This window comes from Bradyrhizobium sp. SMVTL-02 (assembly GCF_051853005.1).
GTDB lineage: Bacteria > Pseudomonadota > Alphaproteobacteria > Rhizobiales > Xanthobacteraceae > Bradyrhizobium.
Genome location: NZ_CP182469.1, coordinates 6,332,732 through 6,353,907, shown reverse-complemented (window position 1 = coordinate 6,353,907; position 21,176 = coordinate 6,332,732). Strand labels below are relative to the sequence as shown.

The following is a 21,176-nucleotide window of genomic DNA, read 5'->3' as shown; positions in this document are numbered from 1 at the left end:
CTAAGGAGCGGGCGAACACGAAGCAGACTTGAACGATGGAGGAAAAGTCAGTGTTGAAGAAGATGACGATGATGCTCGCGGTGTCCGCCGCGGCGATGCTTGCCACGACCCATGCCGGCCTGGCGCAGACCAAGCTCAAATGGGCCCATGTCTACGAGACCTCGGAGCCGTTCCACACCGCTTCGGTCTGGGCCGCGCAGGAGATCGGCAAGCGCACCAACGGACGCTACACGGTCGACGTCTATCCGGCCTCGCAGCTCGGCAAGGAAGCCGACATCAACCAGGGCCTCTCGCTCGGCTCGGTCGACATCATCATCTCCGGCTCGAGCTTCGCGGCCAAGAGCTTTGCGCCGATCGGCGTGACCTACTATCCCTACACCTTCCGCGACTCGGACCATCTCCTCGCCTACACCAAGAGCGACATCTTCAAGGAGCTCGCCAAGGGTTATGAGGACAAGAGCGGCCACCACATCGTCGCGGTGACCTATTACGGCGTGCGCCAGACCTCGTCGAACAAGCCGATCAAGAGCTGCGCCGACCTCAAGGGCCTGAAGATGCGCGTGCCCGACGTTCCGGCCTACCTCGCGATGCCGCGCGCCTGCGGCGCCAACACTGCCCCGATCGCCTTCGCTGAAGTCTATCTCGCACTCCAGAACGGCACCGTCGAGGCCCAGGAGAACCCGCTGACCACGATCGAGGCCAAGAAGTTCTACGAGGTGCAGAAGCACATCGTGCTGACCGGCCACATCGTCGACCACCTCAACACGGTGGTCGCGGGCGCGCTCTGGAAGAAGCTCTCCGACGAAGACAAGAAGATCTTCACCGAGGTCGCGCAGGAGGCCGCTGCCAAGGCGACCGCCGAGATCAAGCAGAACGAGGCCAAGCTGGTCGCCTTCTTCAAGGAGAAGGGCCTGACCGTGACCGAGGTCGACAAGAACGAGTTCCGCGACATCGTTCTGAAGAACGTTCCGTTCGAGACGTTCGGTTACCGCAAGGCTGACTGGGAGCGGATCCAGGACGTGAAATAAGCAAGCCGGGCGCGGAACGCGCGTCTCGAACCATGAAGGCCCCGATCTCGCCCGGGGCCATCCTTCGAGTTGCTTGCTTCGCAAGCTCCTCAGAATGAGGAGCGGAGTTGGTGGAACAAAGACGTCATTCCGGGTTCGACGCTGACGAACCACGTGAGCGAGGTTTGAGGAGCACAGCCATGTCGACCGCCGAAATACACCGGCAGATCACCGCGGACGAGATCGCGCATACCTTCGAGGAGGAGGCGACGCCCAAGGTCGATCTCGGCGTCTACGCTTTCGACGACTGGGTGGCGCTGGCGATCTTCTGGGTGATGGCGCTTGCCGTCTTCCTCCAGTTCTTCACCCGCTACGTGCTCAACGACAGCTATGCCTGGACCGAGGAGATCGCGACCTACTGCCTGATCGGCGTGGTGTTCATCGGCGCCTCGATGTGCGTGCGGCTGTCCCGCCATATCCAGGTCGATCTCGTCTACCGCTATCTGCCCCGCCTCGTGGCGCGTGTGCTGTCGACGATCATCGATCTGATCCGGATCGCCTTCTTCGGCTACGCCATCAAGCTGGTCTGGGTCTACATCCAGATCATCGGTGATGAATCGATGACCACGATCAATCTTCCCAAGGACTACGTCTATTACGCCGTGCTGGCCGGCTTCGTGCTGATGTTCGTGCGCTCGGTGCAGGTCGCGTTGCAGCATCTGCGCCAGGGTTATTCGATCCTTGAGCGTCCCGGCGCCTACGACGGTTTTGAAGGGTAATGCCATGTTGCTGTTGCTTGGAGGCTTCCTCGTCCTGATGCTGCTCGGCGTTCCCGTGGCGATAGCCATGGCCGCGTCGTCGCTGCTCTACATCCTGGTCAGCGGCGTGACCCCTGACGTCACGCTGGCCCAGCGCATGATCGCCGGCGTCGAGAGCTTTCCGCTGCTCGCCGTGCCCTTCTTCATCCTGGCCGGCAACCTCATGAACATCGCCGGCGTGACCGGCCGCATCTACAAGTTCGCGGTCGCGCTGGTCGGCTGGATGCGCGGCGGTCTAGGCCACGTCAACATCATCGGCTCGGTAATCTTTTCCGGCATGTCGGGCACCGCGATCGCGGACGCTGCCGGTCTCGGCACCATCGAGATCAAGGCGATGAAGGATCACGGCTACTCCACCGAATTCTCGGTTGGCGTCACCGCCGCGTCGGCAACGCTCGGGCCGATCATTCCGCCGTCTCTGCCCTTCGTGATCTACGGCATGATGGCCAATGTCTCGATCGGCGCGCTGTTCCTGGGCGGCGTCATTCCCGGCATCGTCATGACGCTGCTGATGATGGCGACCGTCACCTATTTCGCTCACAAGAACAAGTGGGGCAGCGACACGCCGTTCTCCTGGCCGCAGCTCGGCTCGGCCGGGCTCGAGATCGCCATCGTGCTCGCTTTCCCGCTCGCGATCTGGCTGATGGTGGTTGCCGGCATGTCGGTGAACATGGCGGTCGTCATCGGCCTCGGCACGCTGCTCCTGATCGACTGGTATTTCGACTTCTCGGCGGTGATGGCGCTGATGGCGCCCGTGATCCTGATCGGCGGCATGACGCTCGGCTGGTTCACGCCGACGGAAGCGGCCGTCGCAGCCGTGATCTGGTCGCTGTTCCTGGGCCTCATCCGTTACCGCACCATGACGCTGAAGACGGTGGCGAAGGCGACCTTCGACACCATCGAGACCACGGCCTCGGTGCTGTTCATCGTCACCGCAGCCTCGATCTTCGCCTGGCTGCTGACGGTGTCGCAGGCCGCCCAGATGCTGTCGGACTGGATGCTCAGCATCACCCACAACAAATGGGTGTTTTTGGCGCTCGCCAACGTGCTGATCCTGTTCGTCGGCTGCTTCATCGACACCACGGCGGCGATCACCATCCTGGTGCCGATCCTGCTGCCGATCGTGCTCAAGCTCGGCATCGATCCGATCCACTTCGGCCTGATCATGACGCTGAATCTGATGATCGGCCTGTTGCATCCGCCGCTCGGCATGGTGCTGTTCGTGCTCGCCCGCGTCGCAAAACTCTCGGTCGAGCGCACGACGGTCGCGATCCTGCCCTGGCTGGTGCCGCTGATGCTCGCGTTGATCGCGATCACCTACATTCCCGAACTGACCCTCTGGCTGCCTAAATACATGGGACTCTCCAAATGACCTCGACTGCTTTCGCCGCAACCCTGTTCGGCCCCGAAGACCTGCGCATGATCGAGTATCCGCTCGAGAAGCTCGCCTCCGGCATGGTGCGTATCCGCTTCGGCGCCGGCGGCATCTGCGGCTCCGACATGCACTATTTCCGCCATGCGCGCACGGGCGACTTCGTGGTGAAGTCGCCGCTGGTGCTGGGACATGAGATCTCCGGCGAGGTGGTGGAGATCTCCGGCGCCGCCGCCAACCTGAAGGTAGGCGACCGCGTTGCGGTCAACCCGTCGCGCTGGTGCGGCCATTGCGTCGCCTGCCGCGAGGGCCGGCCGAACCTGTGCGAGAACATCTATTTCATGGGCTCGGCGTCGAAGACGCCGCACATGCAGGGCGGCTTCGCCAATTACTTCGATGCGGTCCCGGCGCAGTGCGTCAAGATCCCGGATCACGTCTCCTACCAGGCCGCGGCGCTCGCCGAGCCGCTCGCGGTCTGCCTGCACGCGGTTGCGCGCGCCGGCAACATCGAAGGCAAGCGCGGCATCATCTTTGGTGCCGGCCCGATCGGGCTTCTGACCATGCTCGCCGCGCACCGCGCCGGCATGGCCGACGTCACGGTCGCCGACATCGCGCCGGCGCCCCTGACTTTTGCGACCAAGCTCGGCGCCTCGCATGTCGAGAACGTCGCAGCCGGCGAGGAGGGCCTGAAGCCGCAGGCCGCTGCACGCCCCTATGACGTCGCCTTCGAGGTTTCGGGCACGGCTGCGGGCCTTGCCAGCGCGATCGGCATCGTCAGGCGCGGCGGCGTCGTGGTGCAGATCGGCAATCTGCCGGGCGGCCAGATTCCGACGCCGTCGAACGCCGTGATGGCCAAGGAAATCGACCTGCGCGGATCGTTCCGCTTCGGCTTCGAGTTCATGACCGCGGTGGAACTGATTTCCGCCGGCAGCGTCGACGTGCTGTCGCTCGTGACCGCCGAGCGGCCGCTGTCGGCCGCGCCGGACGCGCTGCGGCTGGCGCTCGACCGCTCGCAGAGCGTCAAGGTGGTGCTGACCGCGAACTGACTTTTTGTTTTGACGCGTTTTCTTCACGCGACCGGTACCCGCTTCGCTCGAAAACGCTTTAGGAGAGTCTCATGATGCTCGAGGGATGGCGCTGGTACGGGCCCGATGATCCGGTCTCGCTGGATGACGTCAGGCAGGCCGGGGCGAGCGATATCGTCTCGGCGCTGCATCAGGTGCCGATCGGGGAGGCCTGGACGCGCAAGGCGGTGGAGGAGCGCAAGAACTTCATCGAGCACGGCCAGCCTGGCCGCTCAAAGCTGACCTGGTCGGTGGTGGAATCGATTCCAATCCCTGACGACGTCAAGCGTCTCGGGGCTAAGGCGACCAAGTCGATCGAGGCGTGGATCGCGAGCCTGGAGGCGGTGGCCGCTTCCGGCATCAAGATCATCTGCTACAACTTCATGCCGGTGGTCGACTGGTGCCGCACCGACCTCGAATGGGAGCTGCCGAACGGCGCCCGCGCCATGCGCTTCGACCAGGATCGCTTTGCCGCCTTCGAGCTGCATATCCTCAAGCGTCCGGCGGCGGTGCAGGAGTATTCGCCCCAGCAGCAGGCACGCGCGAAAAAACTGTTCGACCAGATGAGCCAGGCCGACATCGACTACCTCGTCATGGTCATCGCCAGCGCGCTGCCGGGCTCGACGACGGAACCGATGACGATCCCGCAATTCCGCGACAGGCTGGAGACCTATCGCGACATCACGCCAAAAATCCTGAGGCAGCATCTCGCGGAATTCCTCGCGCGTGTCGCGCCGGTCGCCGAGCAGCTTGGCGTCTCCCTGACCTTGCATCCCGACGATCCGCCGCGGCCGTTGTTTGGCCTGCCGCGCGTCGCGTCCAGCGCCGAAGACTATCAGGCGCTGTTCGACGCCGTGCCGTCGAAGGCGAACGGCATCTGCCTGTGTACGGGCTCGCTCGGCGTGCGCGCGGAGAACAACCTGCCCGAAATGGCCGAACGCTTCGGGCCGCGCATCGCCTTCGCCCATCTGCGCGCGACCAAGCGCGAGGCGGACGGCTTGTCGTTCTACGAGTCCGACCATCTCGACGGCGACGTCGACATGATCGCGGTGCTCAAGGCGCTCTTGAAGGAGAACGCGCGGCGCTCGCCGGACAGGCGAATCGTGTTCCGGCCCGACCACGGCCACCGCATGCTCGACGATCTCGCCGCGACCAAGCGCACCAATCCCGGCTACACCGCGATCGGCCGCCTGCGCGGCCTCGCGGAGCTGCGCGGCGCAATCCGCGCGATCGAGCATCGGTGAGGCTCTTCGCCTCTCCCCGCCTGCGGGGAGGGGCCGGAATTTGCGGAGCAAATTCCGGGTGAGGGGGACTCTCCGCGAGTGAGCCTGCTATACGAAAGCCCCATCCACATCGTCACTGCGAGCGCAGCGAAGCAATCCAGAATCCCTCCGCGGAAAGACTCTGGATTGCTTCGCTGCGCTCGCAATGACGTGGAGAGAGGCGCCTCACCTCGACACCGCCTGCCTAGTAACACGCCTCCATCGCGCCGAGCTTCGGATAGAGCCGGTCGATGGCGGCGATCTCGCTCTTCATCTGCGCGATGATCCAGTCGCGGATCTCGGCGGCGATCGGGCGCATCGGGCGGCTACGCGGCGGCAGGAATTCGCAGACGCGGCGGGTGGTGGTGAGCGTGTCGGAGGCCGGCACCAGCGCGCCGGTCAGCAGCCAGTGCGAGGCGACCGTCAGCCAGCCGAGCGCGATGCCCTGGCCGAGCAGCGCGGCCTGCACCACGACGGCATAGTCGGTGAAGCTGAGCGCCTTGGCCGCGCCGCAGCGCCCGGTGAGCAGCGAGGCGTAATCGGCGGCCCAGTCGCCCGGCGTCTCGGCGAGGCGGATGATGGTGTTGCCCTCGGCGGGATCGCTCTCGCCGAGATAGCCGGGGCTGCACATCGGCAGCATCACTTCCTTCATGATCAGCGTGCCGCCGGACGAGGGCTCGTCGCGATCGCGGAAGCGCATGCCGAGATCGACATTCTCCACCGGCCCGCGCAGCGCGCCTGAGATGAGCTGGAAGCGCAGATCGACCTGCGGGAACTGCTTCTGCAGCTTGTCGATGCGCGGCATCAGCCAATGCGTGGTGAAGGCGGAGGAGACCGACAACGTCACCGTCTCGGTGCCCTTGCGTCGCCGCTCGATCTCGACGAGCCCGCTCTCGATGCTGCGGAAGCCTTCGAGGACGCGGCGATACAAGAGTTCGCCTTCCTCGGTGAGCACCGCGCGGCCCGCCTTGCGGTCGAACAGGCGAACCCCGAGATGCTCCTCGAACTGGCCGAGCATCCGGCTCACCGCCGGCTGCGTCACGTTCAATTCCGCGGCCGCCGCCGTGAAGCTGCCATTGCGCGCTGCTGCGTCGAAGACGAACAGGGCGTTGCTGGACGGCAGCATGCGGCGAAGCTCAGGCATAACGTCATGTTATGTGCGCGGTGAGAATTTGGCAATTGCCGAGTTTTCGCAAGTCTGGTGTCATTGGGATGACAGCCGAAAGACAGGGCCTTCGAGCGGAGATTTGGTGCAGCGCACGCTTCGGCCGCGAGTGCTCCAAACCCCTGTCTATAAAGCAGGCTTATGGCGTGCAGCGAGGCACCCCAGCGCAGGGACATGGCGAGGTCGGTCGTTGGACAAGCGAGCGGAAAGCGTCGAGATCAAGTCCGCCAGTAAGGCCTATGGCGCCGTTCGCGCCCTCGACAACGTTTCGCTCAATGTCGGCGCCGGTGAATTCGTCTCGCTGCTCGGCCCCTCCGGCTCCGGCAAGACCACGCTGCTCGGCATCCTCGGCGGCTTCATCCTGCCGACGTCGGGCACCATTCTCTTCGGCGGCCGCGACGTCACTTACATGCCGCCGCACAAGCGCGACATCGGCGTGGTGTTCCAGAACTACGCGCTGTTTCCGCATATGAGCGTCGGCGAGAACGTCGCCTTTCCCCTGCGTGCGCGCCGCCTGCCGAAATCCTCCTGGCCGGACAAGGTGCGCGCGGCGCTCAGCATGGTCGGCCTTGCCGGCTACGAGGAGCGCGGCATCGCGCAGCTTTCCGGCGGCCAGCGCCAGCGCGTCGCGCTCGCACGCGCGATGATCTTCGAGCCGCGGCTGATCCTGATGGACGAGCCGCTCTCCGCGCTCGACAAGCAGCTGCGCGAATCCATGCAGATCGAGCTGCGCGCGCTGCACAAGCGCATCGGCGCCACCATCATCTACGTCACTCACGACCAGCGCGAGGCGCTGACCATGAGCGACCGCGTCGCCGTCATGAAGGACGGCCGGCTGGTCCAGATCGACGAGCCGGCGCGGCTGCACGATCATCCCGCCGATTCCTTCGTCGCCAGCTTCATCGGCGAAGCCACGATGCTGCCGGTCCGCCGCGTCGACGGGTCCAGCGTCGCGCTCGGCAATGCCTTGCTGCGCAGCGCCCGCGCCATCCCCGACGGCGATGCCCTGATGCTGGCCGTACACAGCGAGAAGCTCTTGATCGACGACGGCGCGCAGGACGCCGCCTGCAACCGGCTGACCGGGACGGTCACCGACATCGTCTACCAGGGCGAGAGCCTGCGCATATTCCTCGCGCTCGCCGACGGCATCGCGCTCAGCCTGCGCCAGCCGAGCTACCACCAGGCCTACACCCGCATTCCGCCGCTCGGCGGCAGCCTCACCGTCACGCTCCACCCCGAGGACACCATTGTCGTCCCCAGGGTGGGGGACTGAACTTCAGCCTCATCCAACCCGAGAGAAGCCAAAATGTCGACCCAAGCCGCGTTCAGCAATTTCAAGGTCCTCACCTTCGACGTCGTCGGTACCTTGATCGATTTCGAGACCGGCGTGCTGTCCGCGGTGCGCAAGATCTCCGGCAAGACGCCGGCCGAGCTCAGCGACGACAAGATCTTCGAATCCTACAAGCGTGGCCGCGACAAGCATCACGAGCGCTCGAGCGAGGTGATGTTTTACGTTTACCGCCACCTCGCGCAAGAGCTCGGGCTGCCGGCCGATGACGCCTCATGCGACGTGTTCCAGCTCGCCGTGCTGCGCTGGGGGCCGTTCGCCGATTCCGTCGAGGCGCTCAAGCGCCTGCGCACGAAGTTCCGCCTGGTGGCGATGACCAATGCCGACCGGGTCGCGCTGTCGTGCTACGCGCATGCGCTCGGCAATCCCTTCGACGACACCGTCTGCGCCGACGATACCGGCGTTGCGAAACCCAATCCGGAGTTCTTCGCCTACAACAAGGGCCGCCAGTCCGCCTTCGGCTACAAGCAGTCCGACATCCTGCACGTCGCGCAGAGCCAGTATCACGACATCGGGATCGCGCGGAAGCTCGGTTACCAAGTGTGCTGGATCGAGCGGCGCCAGGGCATGGCCGGCTTTGGCGGCACGCCGGCGGTGGAGACGCTGACCAAGCCGGACTTCCATTTCCCGACGCTGAAGGCGCTCGCGGACGCTGCGATCGGTCCGGCGGCATAACGGAGAGCTGTGGCATGACACGGGACTGGAGCGCGCTGCCGTCGGTCAATTCGCTGTGGGAAGCCACGGCGGCGCCGGCGCGCGACTATCCCGTGCTGTCGAACGAGCAACAGGCCGATGTGGTGATCATCGGCGCGGGCTATACGGGCCTCTCCGCCGCGCACCACATCGCCAAGAGCGGGCTCAGCCCCGTCGTGCTCGAGGCCAACCACCCCGGCTGGGGCGCGAGCGGGCGCAATGGCGGCGTGATCACCGCAAAATTCCGCCTCTCGTTCCGCGAGATCGACGCCGCGCATGGCCGCGCCATGGCGCGGCGCATGTACGAGATCGCGCATGAATCGACCGACATGGTCGAGGAGCTCGTCTCCGAATTCGGCATCACCAGCGCGAACCTCACGCGTACCGGCCAGGTCAAGGCTGCCCACAACGAGACGACGCTGAGGGCCGCGATCGACGAAGCCAACTGGATGACGCGCGAGATGGGCTCTGCCGAAGTCCGCATCCTCGACAAAAACGGCGTGCGCGAGGAGACCGGCTCCGACATCTTCGTCGGCGGCGTGCTCAATCCCGGCTCGGGCGGCATCCATCCGCTGAACTATCTGCGCGGCCTCGCCGACGGTGTGGCGCGCCGCGGCGTCGCCATCTTCCAGCAGTCGCCGGTCGTCACGCTTCGGCGCGACAAGGACGGCGTCGTCGCCGAGACGCCGCGAGGGGCGGTGCGCGCCAGGCAGGCGATCATCGCCACCAACAGCTATTCGGATCTGACCGGCGCCACCGCACGTCTGCAGCGCACGCTGATCCCGTTCCGCAGCGCCATCATCGCGACGGAGCGGCTGCCGCGCAATCTCGCGGGGAAGCTGATGCCGACGGGGCGCACTTACACCGAGACCAAGCGCATGATGCGCTGGTTCCGCATGGTCGACAACCGCGTGATCTTCGGCGGCCGCGGCGCCTTCGGCAAGCAGGATTCGCAAGCCGCGTTCGATGCCTTGAGCGAGGCGATGGTCGGCATCTTCCCCGATCTCGCCGACGTCCCGCTCGCATACAAATGGTCGGGCCTCGTGGCGATGACGCTGGATTCGGTGCCGCATATCGGCCGGCTCGACGATCGCACGCTGTTCTCGGTCGGCTACAACGGCGCCGGCGTCGCGATGTCGAGCCTGATGGGCCGTTATCTCGCCGCCTTCGTGCGCGGCGAGACGCCCGACCTGGGCCTGCTCGATGCACGGCCGATGAAGGCCATTCCGTTCTATCCGCTGCGCGAGCCCGCCGTGCGCATGGTCGCCGGCTGGTACCAGTTTCTCGATGCGATCGGTCAGTGAGATCATTTGGAGGAGGTGAGGATGACGTTGAAACGAAGCTTTGGATTGGGCTGCGCGCTGCTGGGCGCAATCGGACCGACCAGTGCGGCCGATGCCGCCGAGCAGATCACCTTCGTCTCGCAGGGCGGGGCCTATCAGCAGGCGCAGACGGTGGCGATCCTCGATCCCTCCGCCAAGAAGCTCGGCATCACCATCAACCAGGACTCCATTCCCGACGCCTGGCCCGCGATCAAGACCCAGGTCGGCAGCGGCAAGCCGATCTGGGATGTCGTCGACACCCCGACCGGCAACTGCCTGCGCGGCGGCGAGCAGGGGCTGATCGAGAAGCTCGACTTTTCGAAGATACCCAACGGCGCGGCGATGCCGGAGGCTTATCGCAGCCCATACTCGGTGTCCTACGAGTTCTATTCCAGCGTGCTGTCCTACAGCCAGAAGACCTTCCCGAAGGACGCGCCGAACAGCTGGGCCGATTTCTGGGACGTCAAGAAATTCCCCGGCCGCCGCGCGCTGCGCAATCATCCGTTCGCGACGCTCGAGGCGGCGCTGATGGCGGACGGCGTCGCACCCGACAGGCTCTACCCGCTCGACGTCGATCGCGCGTTCAAGAAGCTGGAGGAGATCAAGCCGCACATCACGGTGTGGTGGACCTCGGGCGCGCAATCGGCGCAGCTGCTCAACGACGGCGAGGTCGACATGGAGATGGCCTGGAACGGTCGCGTCAGCGCCGTCGCGAAGGAAGGCGCCAAGGTCGCCTTCACCTATAACGAGGGCATTTTGCAGAGCACCTCGCTCTGCATCCTCAAGGGCGCGCCGAACCTGGAAACGGCGGTGAAATTCCTCAACGAGGCCGTCGATCCCGTGCACCAGGCCAATCTGCCGCTGCACATCGACTACGGTCCGGGCAACCCCAAGGCGTTCGAGACGGGCGTGATCAAGCCCGAGCGCGCCGCGCAGCTGCCGAGCGAGCCGGCCAATGCGGCGAAGCAGGCGCTGATGTCCTACGCCTGGTGGTCCTCGCCGGCTGGCGAAGCCGCCGAGAAGCGCTGGGCATCGTTCATGCAGAAGTAAGGCGAGGTCAGCGTTGACGACATCCGTGCCAGATCCTTCCCAGAAGCATCAGCGCCGCGAGCACGGCCTGATGCTGGCACTGGTGTCGCCGGCGCTGCTGGTGATTCTGGCCCTGGTCGTGCTGCCGGTCGGCTGGCTCGCCTGGCAGTCGATCTACCACGACGGCTTCACGCTGGAGAACTATCGCCGCGTCTTCACCGAAGACGTCTACTGGCGCAGCTTTGCGCTGACCTTCGAGATCAGCCTCGCGGTCACGGTGATCGCGTTGCTGCTCGGCTATCCCGTGGCCTATCTCGCCAATTCGGTGCCGAAGGGATGGAGCATCCTGATCCTGTCGCTGGTGGTGCTGCCGTTCTGGACCAGCGTGCTGGTGCGCGCCTATGCCTGGCTCGCGCTGCTGCAGCGCACCGGCGTGATCAACCAATTCCTGCGCTATCTCGACGTCATCAGCGAGCCGCTCGCACTGGTCCACAACACCTTCGGCACGGTGGTCGCGACCGTGCACATCCTGCTGCCGTTCATGGTCCTGCCGCTCTATGCCACCATGCAGAAGATCCCGAACGATCTGATGCAGGCCGGAGCCAGCCTGGGCGCGAGCCCGTCACTGACCTTCATGCGCGTGTTCCTCCCGCTGTCGCTGCCGGGCGTGCTCGCCGGCTGCACCATGGTGTTCGTGCTCTGCCTCGGCTTCTACATCACGCCGGAGTTGCTCGGGGGCGGACGCACGGTGATGGTGTCGATGCTGGTGAGTCGCAATGTCGAGCTCTACAACCAGTTCGGCGCGGCGAGCGCGGTTGCCGTGGTGCTGCTCCTCGGCGTGCTCGCGATCTTCTTCGTCGTCAGCCGCTTCATCTCGCTCGATCGTGTGCTGGGGCAGAAATGATGCGCGCCTCGCCCGCCCGAATGGCCCTCTACGCGATCAGCGCGCTGGTGCTGGTCTATCTGATCCTTCCCGTTCTGATCATCGCACCGATCTCGTTCTCCAGCGCGCGCTTCCTGACCTTCCCGCCGCCGTCCTTCTCGCTGCGCTGGTACCAGCAATATTTCGCCAACCCCGCCTGGATGCAGGCGACGCGGGTGACGCTGACGGTCGCGCTCCTCACCGTGGTGATCGCGACACCGTTCGGCGTGGCCGCTGCCTACGCGATCAGCCAGTCGAAGCTGCGGATCATGCGGCTGATCCACATGGCGCTGCTGCTGCCGCTGGTGGTGCCGATCATCATCACCGCGGTCGGCATCTTCTTCGTCTATGCCAGGGTCGGCCTGGTCGCGACCATGCCCGGCCTCGTGCTGGCGAACGTGATGCTGGGCCTGCCCTATGTCGTCATCTCCGTGCTGGCGGGCCTGCAGAGCTTCGATCCCGCGCAGGAGATGGTGGCGCGCAGCCTCGGCATGAACCGCCTGCGCAGCTTCTTCGCGGTGACGCTGCCACAGATCAAATCCAGCGTGGTTGCCGGCGGCATCTTCGCCTTCATCTCGGCGATGGACGAAACCATCGTCGCACTGTTCATCTCCGGCGGCCAGTATCAGCCGCTGACCAAGCGCATGTTCACCGCGCTCCGCGACGAGATCGATCCGACGATTGCCGCGATCTCGACGCTGATGACGGCGGCGTCCTTCATGCTGGTGCTGCTGGCGGGCACGCGGCAGAAGAAGGCTGGATGAGGGGGCGCCCCGTCCTCCGTCATTGCGAGCGTAGCGAAGCAATCCAGACTGTCTCCGCGGAAAGACTCTGGATTCCTTCGCTTCGCTCGCAATGACGATGTTGAGGCAGTTGCGTGCAAATGTCTCCCACCGTCACCCCGGCGAAAGCCGTTATTTCCTCGCCCCCAGCCACGCCAGGATCATCTCCACGATCTGCGTCCGGCTCTTCGCCAGCACCCTGGGCTCGCTGAGGTCACGATCGAACAGCGCCCCAAACGTATGGCGGTTGGCGACGCGGAAGAAGCAGTAGGAGGAGATGGCAAGGTGCAGGTCGATCGCGTCGACGTCGTCGCGGAAGACGCCTTCCGTGCGGCCGCGCTCGAGGATGCCGTCAAGGGTCGCAATCACGCTGGCGTTGAGCTGGCGCAGCTGCAGGTTCTGCTTCAGGTGCTTGCCATGGTGGATGTTCTCGATTGAGACGAGGCGGATGAAGTTCGGGTTGCGCTCGTCGTGGTCGAATGTCGCCTCGATCAGCCGGCGCAGGCCCTCGCGGGCGTCGCAGCTTTCGATGTCGAGCTGGTCCTCCAGCGCGCGGATGCTGCGATAGGCCTCCTCCAGCACCGCGAGGTAGAGCTGCTCCTTGCCGCCGAAATAGTAATAGATCATGCGCTTGGACGTGCGCGTCCGCGCCGCGATCGCATCGACGCGGGCGCCGGAATAGCCTTCCGAGGCGAATTCGGCCATCGCCACTTCGAGGATGTCGCGCTTGGTGCGCTCGGGATCGTTGATGCGCTTCGATGGGGGCGGCATGCGCTCGAGCATTGCTGTTTGTCCCGCCAGTTTCCATGGATCGCCTTGAGGGTGAAGGCAAATTTGGTCCGTCCCGACGGTCAATCCACGTATTGCACAAACGTACTAGGAAGTGGTGATAGAGTCTCGCAGCCCTGATGCCGACTTCAGCTCAGATGTCGCCGAAGCTCAGTCCGCCATCGCCATGGGCCTGAGCTTTCCTGCAAGGCCGCAGTAAGGATCACGCGCTCGCTCGCATTCTCGATCGCCAGCGGTTTCGGCGGTCCAGCGGAAGGATGGTCGGGACACAGCTGGATATCTCATGGGGAGCCCATGACAATCAAGTCGCAGTTCGAGGACTTTGCCCGCACGTTCCTTGCAGGCCCCATCGAAGCCATCGATTTCCTGCTGCGGCGGTATCCATCCCGAGGCGTGGCCGCTCCCGTAGTCAATTGGCAGTGATTCCGTCCCGGCGATGACCGTCACCTTGGCCATCAACGCCTTTGCCAAAGCAATCCCATGCTTAATGCCGGTTCTCGCGACGTCCGAGCCGTCCGTGCTCAGGAGAGTCCGGGTGTACATTTGGCGGCTCCCTTTCTCGACGACCCTGTCGCCGTCTTCCGGTGTGATGGTTTGACTTCAACAGGGTCCTCGCATTCATGGACAGACCAGGACGGGCGTCTTTGCATGCGTCAGCACCTTGTTCGTCACGCTCCCGATGATCAGCGCGGCAAGTCCGCTGCGCCCATGCGATGACATCACGATGAGATCGCAGCCCTTGTCCGTGGCTGCTGCGATGATGGCCTGATGGGGTTGCCCGCTCTCCGTTTGGATCGTCTCGCAGGAAACGCCGGCCGTTCTGGCTGCATTTGCCGCCCCCTCCAATACGCTCGCGGCCTGGTCCTTGCGCAATTCGGCATATGTTGCGACTGCTTCGAGGAAGCGGCCCGACACTTCGGAAAAGGCTTCCACGACGAAGATGAAGGATACGGTGGCTCCAAGGGATTTCGCCAGCGCCAATCCGTGCGCCACCCCGCGCTCCGCTAGCTGAGACCCATCTGTCGGAATGAGAATGTGCCGGTACATGCTCTATCTCCCGATTGCCCGGACGTATCGCTGCCTTGCAAAGATAAGCTAGCTCGCGTTCCGAATGCAGTCTTGAGATAAATCAACCTGCTGGTTCACTGTACCGCGATCAGGCTGTCCGCAATTGGCGCAACCTCGACGTCTGTCGAGGCGAACTCGGCGACGCCCTGGTCGCAATGGGGTGAGGCTCAGGTCGCGAACAGGACCCAGGCCAGCGACGCCAAAAGACTGGCGAGCCAGGCAACGCAAAACAGGAAAAACCAGTCGAGCCCGGTCATGGGGCCGAAAGCCGCGTCCCAGGCTTCGGAACAGCGAGATGTGAGCTTGGCCAGGAGCTTTGAAGGCATGGCGCAGGTCTAGCGGAATACGATCCGCCGGGTCTTGCTAGTCTGTGCCAGGGTTTTGAGGCCTTGTGCCGGCGTATATGCGAGTACCGTTCGAATCGCGATACATCCTTGGGCTGACACCGGTCCAACGAACGAAAGCGTGTGTGAAGGAACTGACCTCGCTGTAGCCCAACAACCATGCGATCTCGGAAATTGGCAATTCCGCTTCTCGGAGATAACGGCGGGCAATTGCATCTCGAAACTCTTCGAGAATGTTCGAGAAGCCCACGCCTTCGGACGATAGCGCCCGAGCGAGCGTTCTCCGGCTCATGCCGAGACGGCGCGCGACCTCCGCAGCGTTGGCCTTTCCGTGCGGGAGCAATTGTGCGATCTGATCCTCGACGCGAGACCGTAAGTTGCCCCGCCTCGAGGGCCGGTTGGCCAAGGCTTCATCGGCATATCGAAGCAGCAGCTTGTTGAGGTGAGGATCAGCTCCTAAGAGGGGTAACGCGCCGATCTGCGCGGCAAACAGCACCTCGTCCCTGTCGGCCGAAAATGTGATGCCGCATCCCAACTGGGATCGGACATCCGAAGGAGTTTCGTGTCTGTGGTGCGTCAATTTGATCTGCCTTGGCGCGAGCCTGGCGCCGGTCAATGCGCGGCAGATACGGACAAGCGCAACGAGCCAGAATTCCGTGTGGTGTCGATCCGCTCGTCGAGCGATGTTGACATGCTCGAAACCGATCGCGAATCCCTGCTCCAGGGACGTCCGCAGCCGTACTCCTTCGTTGTTGATCGCGCAGTAGCGTTCGCCAGTGCGTAGTGCGTCGACGAGTCGCTCTGATGAGGCCATGACGTAGTACAGCAGCCCAATCTCCCCCAGCTCGAAGCCTTGAGCCAGGTGAAATCCGAAGCTGTCGTCCTGCAGTTCCTTCGCGGCGAGTTCAAGGAGCTTGATTTGCGCGCTCGCGTCGATGCGGCGCTTGGGATTCTCGATGTCCTCTATCAACAGGCCTGCCGCCGAGAGGATCGGAGCCAGGTCGATCCTCGCATCGCGAAGTCTGGCGCATGCGAGGCGAGCTATCCCTCCGGTCGAGGTTGGGATCAATGGCAAGGCGCTCGACGGGTGTTTGGCGGTTCTCATTCGGCACCGAGTTGTGGTCTCGGCAAACCTCGGGAGCTGCACGGGTCGTAGCTTGACCTATGTCAAGACCGATGTGTCTGAGACGGACAGTGTGACCTCAACTCGCAATTGAGTGGCCCAGAACCACAAGACGTGACGGAAGCATTCGTCTAGCTGATTGTTTTGCGGCCACGGCAATTTTGCATTTCGAACCGACGATGGACGTTTCCAAACTGGACGCACGAGGGTGAGTCAATGGGGGGACATGATTGCGCATCGGAACGAATTTCAGCTGACGCAGCCGGATCAACACCCCGGCACATTGGCCGGAGAGGCGGAGCGGCCGATCGCCGCTACGGCGGACGCCCGGACAAGCTAGGTCATGGCTGGTAAGCGGCCCGCTCGGCACGCCGGCATTCATCGGTCAGTTAATTTCGAGATCACCGAGGCCGCGAATTCCGGGCTCTGGGACTACTGTTTCGCGATCGGCAATCGCAACTTGTCGGGCAGGGTGCAGGCGATTCTGGGGCTGCTGGGAGCGCGCCGCGTCAAGATGAAGATAGACCGGGCGCTCAAGCACCACGCGTCGAGAGAAGAACGGGCCTCGCCTGCGCCAGAAACGCAAAGCCACCCGGAGGTCGTGCGTCGGACGGCGGTACGCTCCAGGATCATGGTGGCGTTCACCTGCGAGGCCTGCAATGCCGCCTACGAGGCGGTGCAGGTCCTCGTGGCGGCGAAGGGGATCTTTCGTTGCACTGTATGCTATTGGCCGGTCCATAGATGGGACGGCGCGCACGATTATTCTCGCTGGCGCCGGCTCGGCGAGAACCCGCGCAACCCCTGAATGCGGGTCGCGTCAGAACTGCACTTCGCCCGGAATGTCGTCGGCGCTGAGCCCGACGGTTTCATAGGCCTTCAGCAGCCATTCGCGGGTCTGGCCCATCGACCGGTTGTAATCGGCCCAGGCACTGAGGAAATCCTTGTAGCGGCGATCGGATTCGGCGCGGATGCCGAGATTGGTCGGCAGCGTCAGCAGCGGCCGCGGGATCGCGAGCTCGCCAAGCGTCGGATTCTTCTTCAGCGTGAAGATGGATAGCACCGCCAACGAGACATTGCAGTCGGCGCGGCCCGTCGAGACCGCGAGGATCGCCTCGTCGCGGGTCTTGAAGCCGAGGATGTCCGCCTTCGGGCAGTAGCGGCGCGCGATCGTCTCGTGCGTCGAGCCGATGTCGACCGCAATCTTGACCTCGGGCTTGTTGAGCTCGGCCCAGGTCGCAGGCTTGGCAAAGCCCTTCTTGGTGATCACCGTGAAGGAGTGCACCAGGATCGGGGTGGAGAAGTCGATGACGAGCGAACGCTCGGGCGTCGGGTTCACGGCAAAGGCCAGGTCGATCTTGTCCGCCTGCAGATCCAGGATCTGGTTGCCCCAGGTCGATTCCAGCGGCTCGAGCTTGGCGCCGAGCTTGCCCGCGATGTCGTTCGCCATGTCGATACAGGCGCCCGACCATTGATTGGTCGCGAGGTCCTTGTGGAAGTAGGGGTCCTGACCGGCAATGACCGCGATCCGCAGCACGCCGGTCTTCCTGATGCGATCGAGCGTGGAGGTCGGCGCGGTGTCGGCCTTGGCCGAGACGGTTGCGGCCATGGCGGCGCCCGCCAGCGCGACGGTGGTGAATGCGTCCCTGCGGTTCATGGTCAGTGCTCCCCTCGGGAATGATCAACAGCTCCGGCTCGCGGACTATTTCTGTATTCAGATCGTAATGCAATATGGTATTGCGCCCTTGCCGGCGATGGAGCGACGAGGCAGTTCGGAGCCTGGTGCGTTGGCACCGCGAGAGAAAACTGGGTGATACCGGCCGGGCCGCGGTCCGGTCTGCGATCCGGGATGAGAGGAGAAAGTCTGTGCGTGCTGTTTTCGTCGACGCCAACGACACGCTGGCCGCGGTCACCGAGAAGTTGCTGGGCGCGGCGAAACTGCCTGTCAGCATCAACCGCAATCCCTCCATCGAGCCCGACGATCTGCCCGGCCTGCTCGGCGATGCCGAGATCATGATCGTGGATCATACGGCCGTGCCGACGCCGATCGCCGGAACGTGCAAGGCGCTGAAGCATGTCGTTTTCCTGGGCACCGGCGCGCGCAGCTACATGAATCCGGAGGAGCTTGGCCAGCGCGGCATCTCCGTCCACACCATCAAGGGCTATGGCGACACGGCCGTTGCCGAATGCGCGATCGCGCTGATGTGGGCCTCCGCGCGAAATTTTGGCGAGATGGATCGCGGCATGCGCGAGGGCAACTGGCTGCGCCGTGACGCGATGCAGCTCACCGGCAAGACGCTCGGCTTGATCGGCTTCGGCGGCATCGCCGCGGAAACCGCACGCATGGCGGCGGGCTGCGGCATGAAGGTGATCGCCTGGAACAGGACGCCGAAGACGCATCCCGGCGTCGCGTTCGTTTCGCTGGACAAGCTGCTCGCCGAGAGCCATGTCGTCTCGCTGCATCTCCTGCTCAACGACGAGAGCAGGGGCTTCCTGTCGCGCGAGCGCATCGCGCAGATGCGCAAGGGCAGCATTTTGATCAACACCGCGCGTGGCGCCGTGGTCGACGAGGACGCGATGCTGGACGCGCTGCGCTCGGGCCACATCGCCCACGCCGGCCTCGACGTCTTCACCATCGAGCCGCTGCCGGCCGGGCATCCGCTGACAAAGCTTCCGAACGTGACGTTGTCGGCGCATTCGGCGTTCCGCACGCCCGAGGCGAGCGACAACCTCATTGGCGCGGCGCTCGATCACTGCCGCCGCATCATCGCCACCGGCAAGTGAAGATGAAACCGATGCACCAGGTTCGACGCAGGTTCACCTCCCCCCAGCGGGGAGAGGTCGGATTGCTATGGCGCGCAGCTATCCGAACTCTCCCTACGGGAGAGGTGAACGAGACTCCGCCTGAGACTTGAAGGAAGCCCGATGTCTGATATCACCCGCATCGACCAGAACGCCCGCCGCAGCCGCGCTTCCGTGTTCGGCGATCTCGTCTTCCTCGCAGGCCAGGTCGCGGATACCAAGACCGCCGACATCACCCAGCAGACAAAGGAAGCGCTGGCCAAGGTCGACGACATGCTGGCGCGCGCCGGCACCGACAAGTCGCGCCTGCTGAGCGTGCAGGTCTGGCTCAAGACGATGGACGATTTCGACGCCATGAACGCGGTCCATGACGCCTGGGTCGTGCCGGGCAACGCACCGACGCGCGCCTGCGGCAAGGTCGAGCTCGCCGATCCCGCCTATCGCATCGAGGTGATCGCGATTGCCGCGCGCGGCTGACATGCGTGCCGATGCCGGCTGCACTGTTTGCATCGGCCTTGCACCTTATGTCCGCCTGTCCTACGCCACCCCGGAACAAAACTTGCGCGAGGCCTTGAAGCGCATCGCCAAAGCCTGCAGGGAGCCGTCATGACCGTTCGCAACACCCGCACCGGGGGCCAGATCCTGATCGATCAGCTCGTCGCCCAAGGCGTCGAGCGCGTCACCTGCGTGCCGGGCGAGAGCTATCTCGCGGCACTCGACGCGCTGCATGACAGCCCGATCGACGTCGTGATCTGCCGCGCCGAGGGCGGCGCGGCGATGATGGCGGAGGCCTATGGCAAGCTCACGGGCCGGCCCGGCGTCTGCTTCGTCACCCGCGGACCCGGCGCCACCAATGCCAGCCACGGCGTTCACATCGCGATGCAGGACTCGACGCCGATGATCCTGTTCGTCGGCCAGGTCGACACCGGCATGCGCGAGCGCGAGGCGTTCCAGGAGCTCGACTACAAGGCGGTGTTCGGCTCCATGGCGAAATGGGCGGTCGAGATCGATCGTCCCGACCGCATTCCGGAACTGGTCGCGCGCGCCTTCCGCGTCGCCATGCAGGGCCGTCCCGGTCCCGTCGTGATCGCACTGCCGGAGAACATGCTGACCGAGACCGCTGCCGTTGCCGACGCGATGCGCATCGAGCCGGCGGTGAGCTGGCCGGCACCATCCGACATCGAGCGCGTCGGCGCGATGCTCGCGAGCGCCAAGGCGCCGCTCGTCATCCTCGGCGGCTCGCGCTGGACCGACGAGGCCACCAAGAGCATCGCGCGCTTTGCCGAACGCTTCGATCTGCCGGTCGCGACCTCGTTCCGCCGGGCCTCGCTGATCGACGCCGATCATTCGCACTATGCCGGCGATCTCGGCATCGGGCCGAGCCCGGGCCTCAAGGCGCGCGTCGACGATGCGGATGTCATCCTGCTCATCGGCGGCCGCATGTCGGAGATGCCGTCCTCGTCCTACACGCTGCTCGACATTCCATCGCCGAAGCAGAAGCTGATCCATGTCCATCCGGGCTCGGAAGAGCTCGGCCGGGTCTATCAGCCGGCGCTGGCGATCCAGGCGACGCCCGCCGCCTTCGCGGCCGCCGTCGCGACGCTCAAGCCTCCCGGTGCCGTTGCCTGGAAGGGCGAGGCAGCAAAGGCGCATGCCGATTACCTCGCCTGGACCGACAAGGCGCGCGAGCTGCCGGGCACGTTCCAGTATGGCCAGGTCATGACCTGGCTGCGTGACCGCCTGCCGAAGGACGCCATCGTCTGCAACGGCGCCGGCAATTATGCCGGCTGGATCCATCGCCATCACCGCTTCCACAGCTTTGCGTCGCAGCTCGCGCCGACCTCGGGCTCGATGGGCTATGGCGTGCCGGCAGGCGTGCTGGCCAAGCGGCAATATCCGGATCGCGTCGTCGTCGCCTTTGCCGGCGACGGCTGTTTCCTGATGAACGGCCAGGAATTCGCGACCGCCGTGCAATACGACGCGCCGCTGGTCGTCATCGTCGTCGACAATTCGCAATACGGCACCATCCGCATGCACCAGGAGCGCGACTATCCCGGCCGCGTCGTCGGCACCCAGCTCAAGAACCCGGACTTTGCGATGTACGCCAAGGCGTTCGGCGGCCATGGCGAGCGCGTCGAGCGCACCGAAGAGTTCGCGCCGGCCTTCGAGCGCGCGCTGGCCTCGGGCAAGCCGTCGATCCTCCACTGCATCATCGATCCGCGCGCGATCTCGGTCGGCAAGGATTTCACGCCAGCGGTGAAGGCGTAAG

Annotated in this window: 22 protein-coding genes; 15 read left to right on the top strand and 7 right to left on the bottom strand. The window is 64.5% G+C overall.

Annotation, left to right across the window (positions count from 1 at the left end):
- Nucleotides 1–68: 68 nt before the first annotated feature.
- The 5 genes from ACNJYB_RS30330 (at nucleotide 69) to uxuA (ending at nucleotide 5,505) form a co-directional block, all read left to right on the top strand.
- Complete coding sequence (locus ACNJYB_RS30330; protein WP_439375681.1) at nucleotides 69–1,028, top strand: sialic acid TRAP transporter substrate-binding protein SiaP; 960 nt, start codon at nucleotides 69–71, stop codon at nucleotides 1,026–1,028.
- Between the two features lie 179 nt (nucleotides 1,029–1,207).
- Nucleotides 1,208–1,786 carry a TRAP transporter small permease gene (locus tag ACNJYB_RS30325; RefSeq protein WP_439370218.1) on the top strand — a complete coding sequence of 193 codons (579 nt, stop codon included), beginning with the start codon at nucleotides 1,208–1,210 and terminating at the stop codon, nucleotides 1,784–1,786.
- A gap of 4 nt (nucleotides 1,787–1,790) precedes the next feature.
- Complete coding sequence (locus ACNJYB_RS30320) at nucleotides 1,791–3,197, top strand: TRAP transporter large permease (protein ID WP_439370217.1); 1,407 nt, start codon at nucleotides 1,791–1,793, stop codon at nucleotides 3,195–3,197.
- Nucleotides 3,194–4,243, top strand: a complete 1,050-nt coding sequence (locus tag ACNJYB_RS30315; protein WP_439370216.1) for an L-idonate 5-dehydrogenase — start codon at nucleotides 3,194–3,196, stop codon at nucleotides 4,241–4,243. The genes ACNJYB_RS30320 and ACNJYB_RS30315 overlap by 4 nt, the downstream gene beginning before the upstream one ends.
- A gap of 71 nt (nucleotides 4,244–4,314) precedes the next feature.
- Nucleotides 4,315–5,505, top strand: coding sequence for a mannonate dehydratase (gene uxuA, locus ACNJYB_RS30310; protein WP_439370215.1), 1,191 nt, complete (start codon nucleotides 4,315–4,317; stop codon nucleotides 5,503–5,505).
- 223 nt (nucleotides 5,506–5,728) lie between these two features.
- On the opposite strand, the gene ACNJYB_RS30305 is transcribed toward uxuA, so the two are convergent.
- Nucleotides 5,729–6,667, bottom strand: a complete 939-nt coding sequence (locus ACNJYB_RS30305) for a LysR family transcriptional regulator (protein ID WP_439370214.1) — start codon at nucleotides 6,665–6,667, stop codon at nucleotides 5,729–5,731.
- 211 nt (nucleotides 6,668–6,878) lie between these two features.
- On the opposite strand from ACNJYB_RS30305, the gene ACNJYB_RS30300 reads away from it, so the two are divergent.
- The 6 genes from ACNJYB_RS30300 (at nucleotide 6,879) to ACNJYB_RS30275 (ending at nucleotide 12,766) form a co-directional block, all read left to right on the top strand.
- Nucleotides 6,879–7,961 (top strand): ABC transporter ATP-binding protein, encoded by a 1,083-nt coding sequence (locus ACNJYB_RS30300; protein WP_439370213.1) that lies wholly within the window; start codon nucleotides 6,879–6,881, stop codon nucleotides 7,959–7,961.
- Between the two features lie 33 nt (nucleotides 7,962–7,994).
- Nucleotides 7,995–8,711 carry an HAD family hydrolase gene (locus ACNJYB_RS30295; protein ID WP_439370212.1) on the top strand — a complete coding sequence of 239 codons (717 nt, stop codon included), beginning with the start codon at nucleotides 7,995–7,997 and terminating at the stop codon, nucleotides 8,709–8,711.
- A gap of 14 nt (nucleotides 8,712–8,725) precedes the next feature.
- Nucleotides 8,726–10,033: an NAD(P)/FAD-dependent oxidoreductase gene (locus ACNJYB_RS30290; RefSeq protein WP_439370211.1), complete on the top strand. Its 1,308-nt coding sequence runs from the start codon at nucleotides 8,726–8,728 to the stop codon at nucleotides 10,031–10,033.
- A 21-nt stretch (nucleotides 10,034–10,054) separates the two neighbouring features.
- A complete protein-coding gene (locus ACNJYB_RS30285; protein ID WP_439370210.1) occupies nucleotides 10,055–11,101 on the top strand; it encodes an ABC transporter substrate-binding protein in 1,047 nt (348 codons plus the stop codon).
- A 70-nt stretch (nucleotides 11,102–11,171) separates the two neighbouring features.
- Nucleotides 11,172–11,984: an ABC transporter permease gene (locus tag ACNJYB_RS30280; RefSeq protein WP_439375680.1), complete on the top strand. Its 813-nt coding sequence runs from the start codon at nucleotides 11,172–11,174 to the stop codon at nucleotides 11,982–11,984.
- On the top strand, nucleotides 11,981–12,766 hold the full coding sequence (locus tag ACNJYB_RS30275) for an ABC transporter permease (protein WP_439370209.1): 786 nt from the start codon (nucleotides 11,981–11,983) through the stop codon (nucleotides 12,764–12,766). Before ACNJYB_RS30280 ends, ACNJYB_RS30275 begins: the two co-directional genes overlap by 4 nt.
- A 150-nt stretch (nucleotides 12,767–12,916) precedes the next feature.
- Here the strand turns inward: ACNJYB_RS30275 and ACNJYB_RS30270 are convergent, their stop codons facing one another.
- The 5 genes from ACNJYB_RS30270 to ACNJYB_RS30250 form a co-directional block, all read right to left on the bottom strand.
- The gene (locus ACNJYB_RS30270) at nucleotides 12,917–13,567 is read right to left on the bottom strand and encodes a TetR family transcriptional regulator (RefSeq protein ID WP_439370208.1); all 651 of its coding nucleotides are present in this window, start codon (nucleotides 13,565–13,567) and stop codon (nucleotides 12,917–12,919) included.
- Nucleotides 13,568–13,723: 156 nt separating this feature from the next.
- Nucleotides 13,724–14,116 carry a hypothetical protein gene (locus ACNJYB_RS30265; RefSeq protein ID WP_439370207.1) on the bottom strand — a complete coding sequence of 131 codons (393 nt, stop codon included), beginning with the start codon at nucleotides 14,114–14,116 and terminating at the stop codon, nucleotides 13,724–13,726.
- A 75-nt stretch (nucleotides 14,117–14,191) separates the two neighbouring features.
- Nucleotides 14,192–14,620 carry a universal stress protein gene (locus ACNJYB_RS30260; RefSeq protein ID WP_439370206.1) on the bottom strand — a complete coding sequence of 143 codons (429 nt, stop codon included), beginning with the start codon at nucleotides 14,618–14,620 and terminating at the stop codon, nucleotides 14,192–14,194.
- A 188-nt stretch (nucleotides 14,621–14,808) separates the two neighbouring features.
- Nucleotides 14,809–14,967, bottom strand: a complete 159-nt coding sequence (locus ACNJYB_RS30255; protein WP_439370205.1) for a hypothetical protein — start codon at nucleotides 14,965–14,967, stop codon at nucleotides 14,809–14,811.
- 37 nt (nucleotides 14,968–15,004) lie between these two features.
- Nucleotides 15,005–16,090, bottom strand: a complete 1,086-nt coding sequence (locus ACNJYB_RS30250) for an AraC family transcriptional regulator (RefSeq protein ID WP_439370204.1) — start codon at nucleotides 16,088–16,090, stop codon at nucleotides 15,005–15,007.
- A gap of 361 nt (nucleotides 16,091–16,451) precedes the next feature.
- Here ACNJYB_RS30250 and ACNJYB_RS30245 point away from each other — a divergent pair, with 361 nt between their 5' ends.
- Entirely contained in the window at nucleotides 16,452–16,913 is a 462-nt protein-coding gene (locus ACNJYB_RS30245) for a hypothetical protein (RefSeq protein ID WP_439370203.1), read from the top strand.
- Nucleotides 16,914–16,925: 12 nt separating this feature from the next.
- Here the strand turns inward: ACNJYB_RS30245 and ACNJYB_RS30240 are convergent, their stop codons facing one another.
- Nucleotides 16,926–17,762, bottom strand: coding sequence for a transporter substrate-binding domain-containing protein (locus ACNJYB_RS30240; protein WP_439370202.1), 837 nt, complete (start codon nucleotides 17,760–17,762; stop codon nucleotides 16,926–16,928).
- A 209-nt stretch (nucleotides 17,763–17,971) separates the two neighbouring features.
- Here ACNJYB_RS30240 and ACNJYB_RS30235 point away from each other — a divergent pair, with 209 nt between their 5' ends.
- From ACNJYB_RS30235 to ACNJYB_RS30225, 3 genes are all read left to right on the top strand, one after another.
- Complete coding sequence (locus ACNJYB_RS30235) at nucleotides 17,972–18,889, top strand: NAD(P)-dependent oxidoreductase (protein WP_439370201.1); 918 nt, start codon at nucleotides 17,972–17,974, stop codon at nucleotides 18,887–18,889.
- Between the two features lie 141 nt (nucleotides 18,890–19,030).
- Complete coding sequence (locus tag ACNJYB_RS30230; protein ID WP_439370200.1) at nucleotides 19,031–19,384, top strand: RidA family protein; 354 nt, start codon at nucleotides 19,031–19,033, stop codon at nucleotides 19,382–19,384.
- Nucleotides 19,385–19,513: 129 nt separating this feature from the next.
- Nucleotides 19,514–21,175: a thiamine pyrophosphate-binding protein gene (locus ACNJYB_RS30225; protein WP_439370199.1), complete on the top strand. Its 1,662-nt coding sequence runs from the start codon at nucleotides 19,514–19,516 to the stop codon at nucleotides 21,173–21,175.
- Nucleotide 21,176 lies beyond the last annotated feature (1 nt).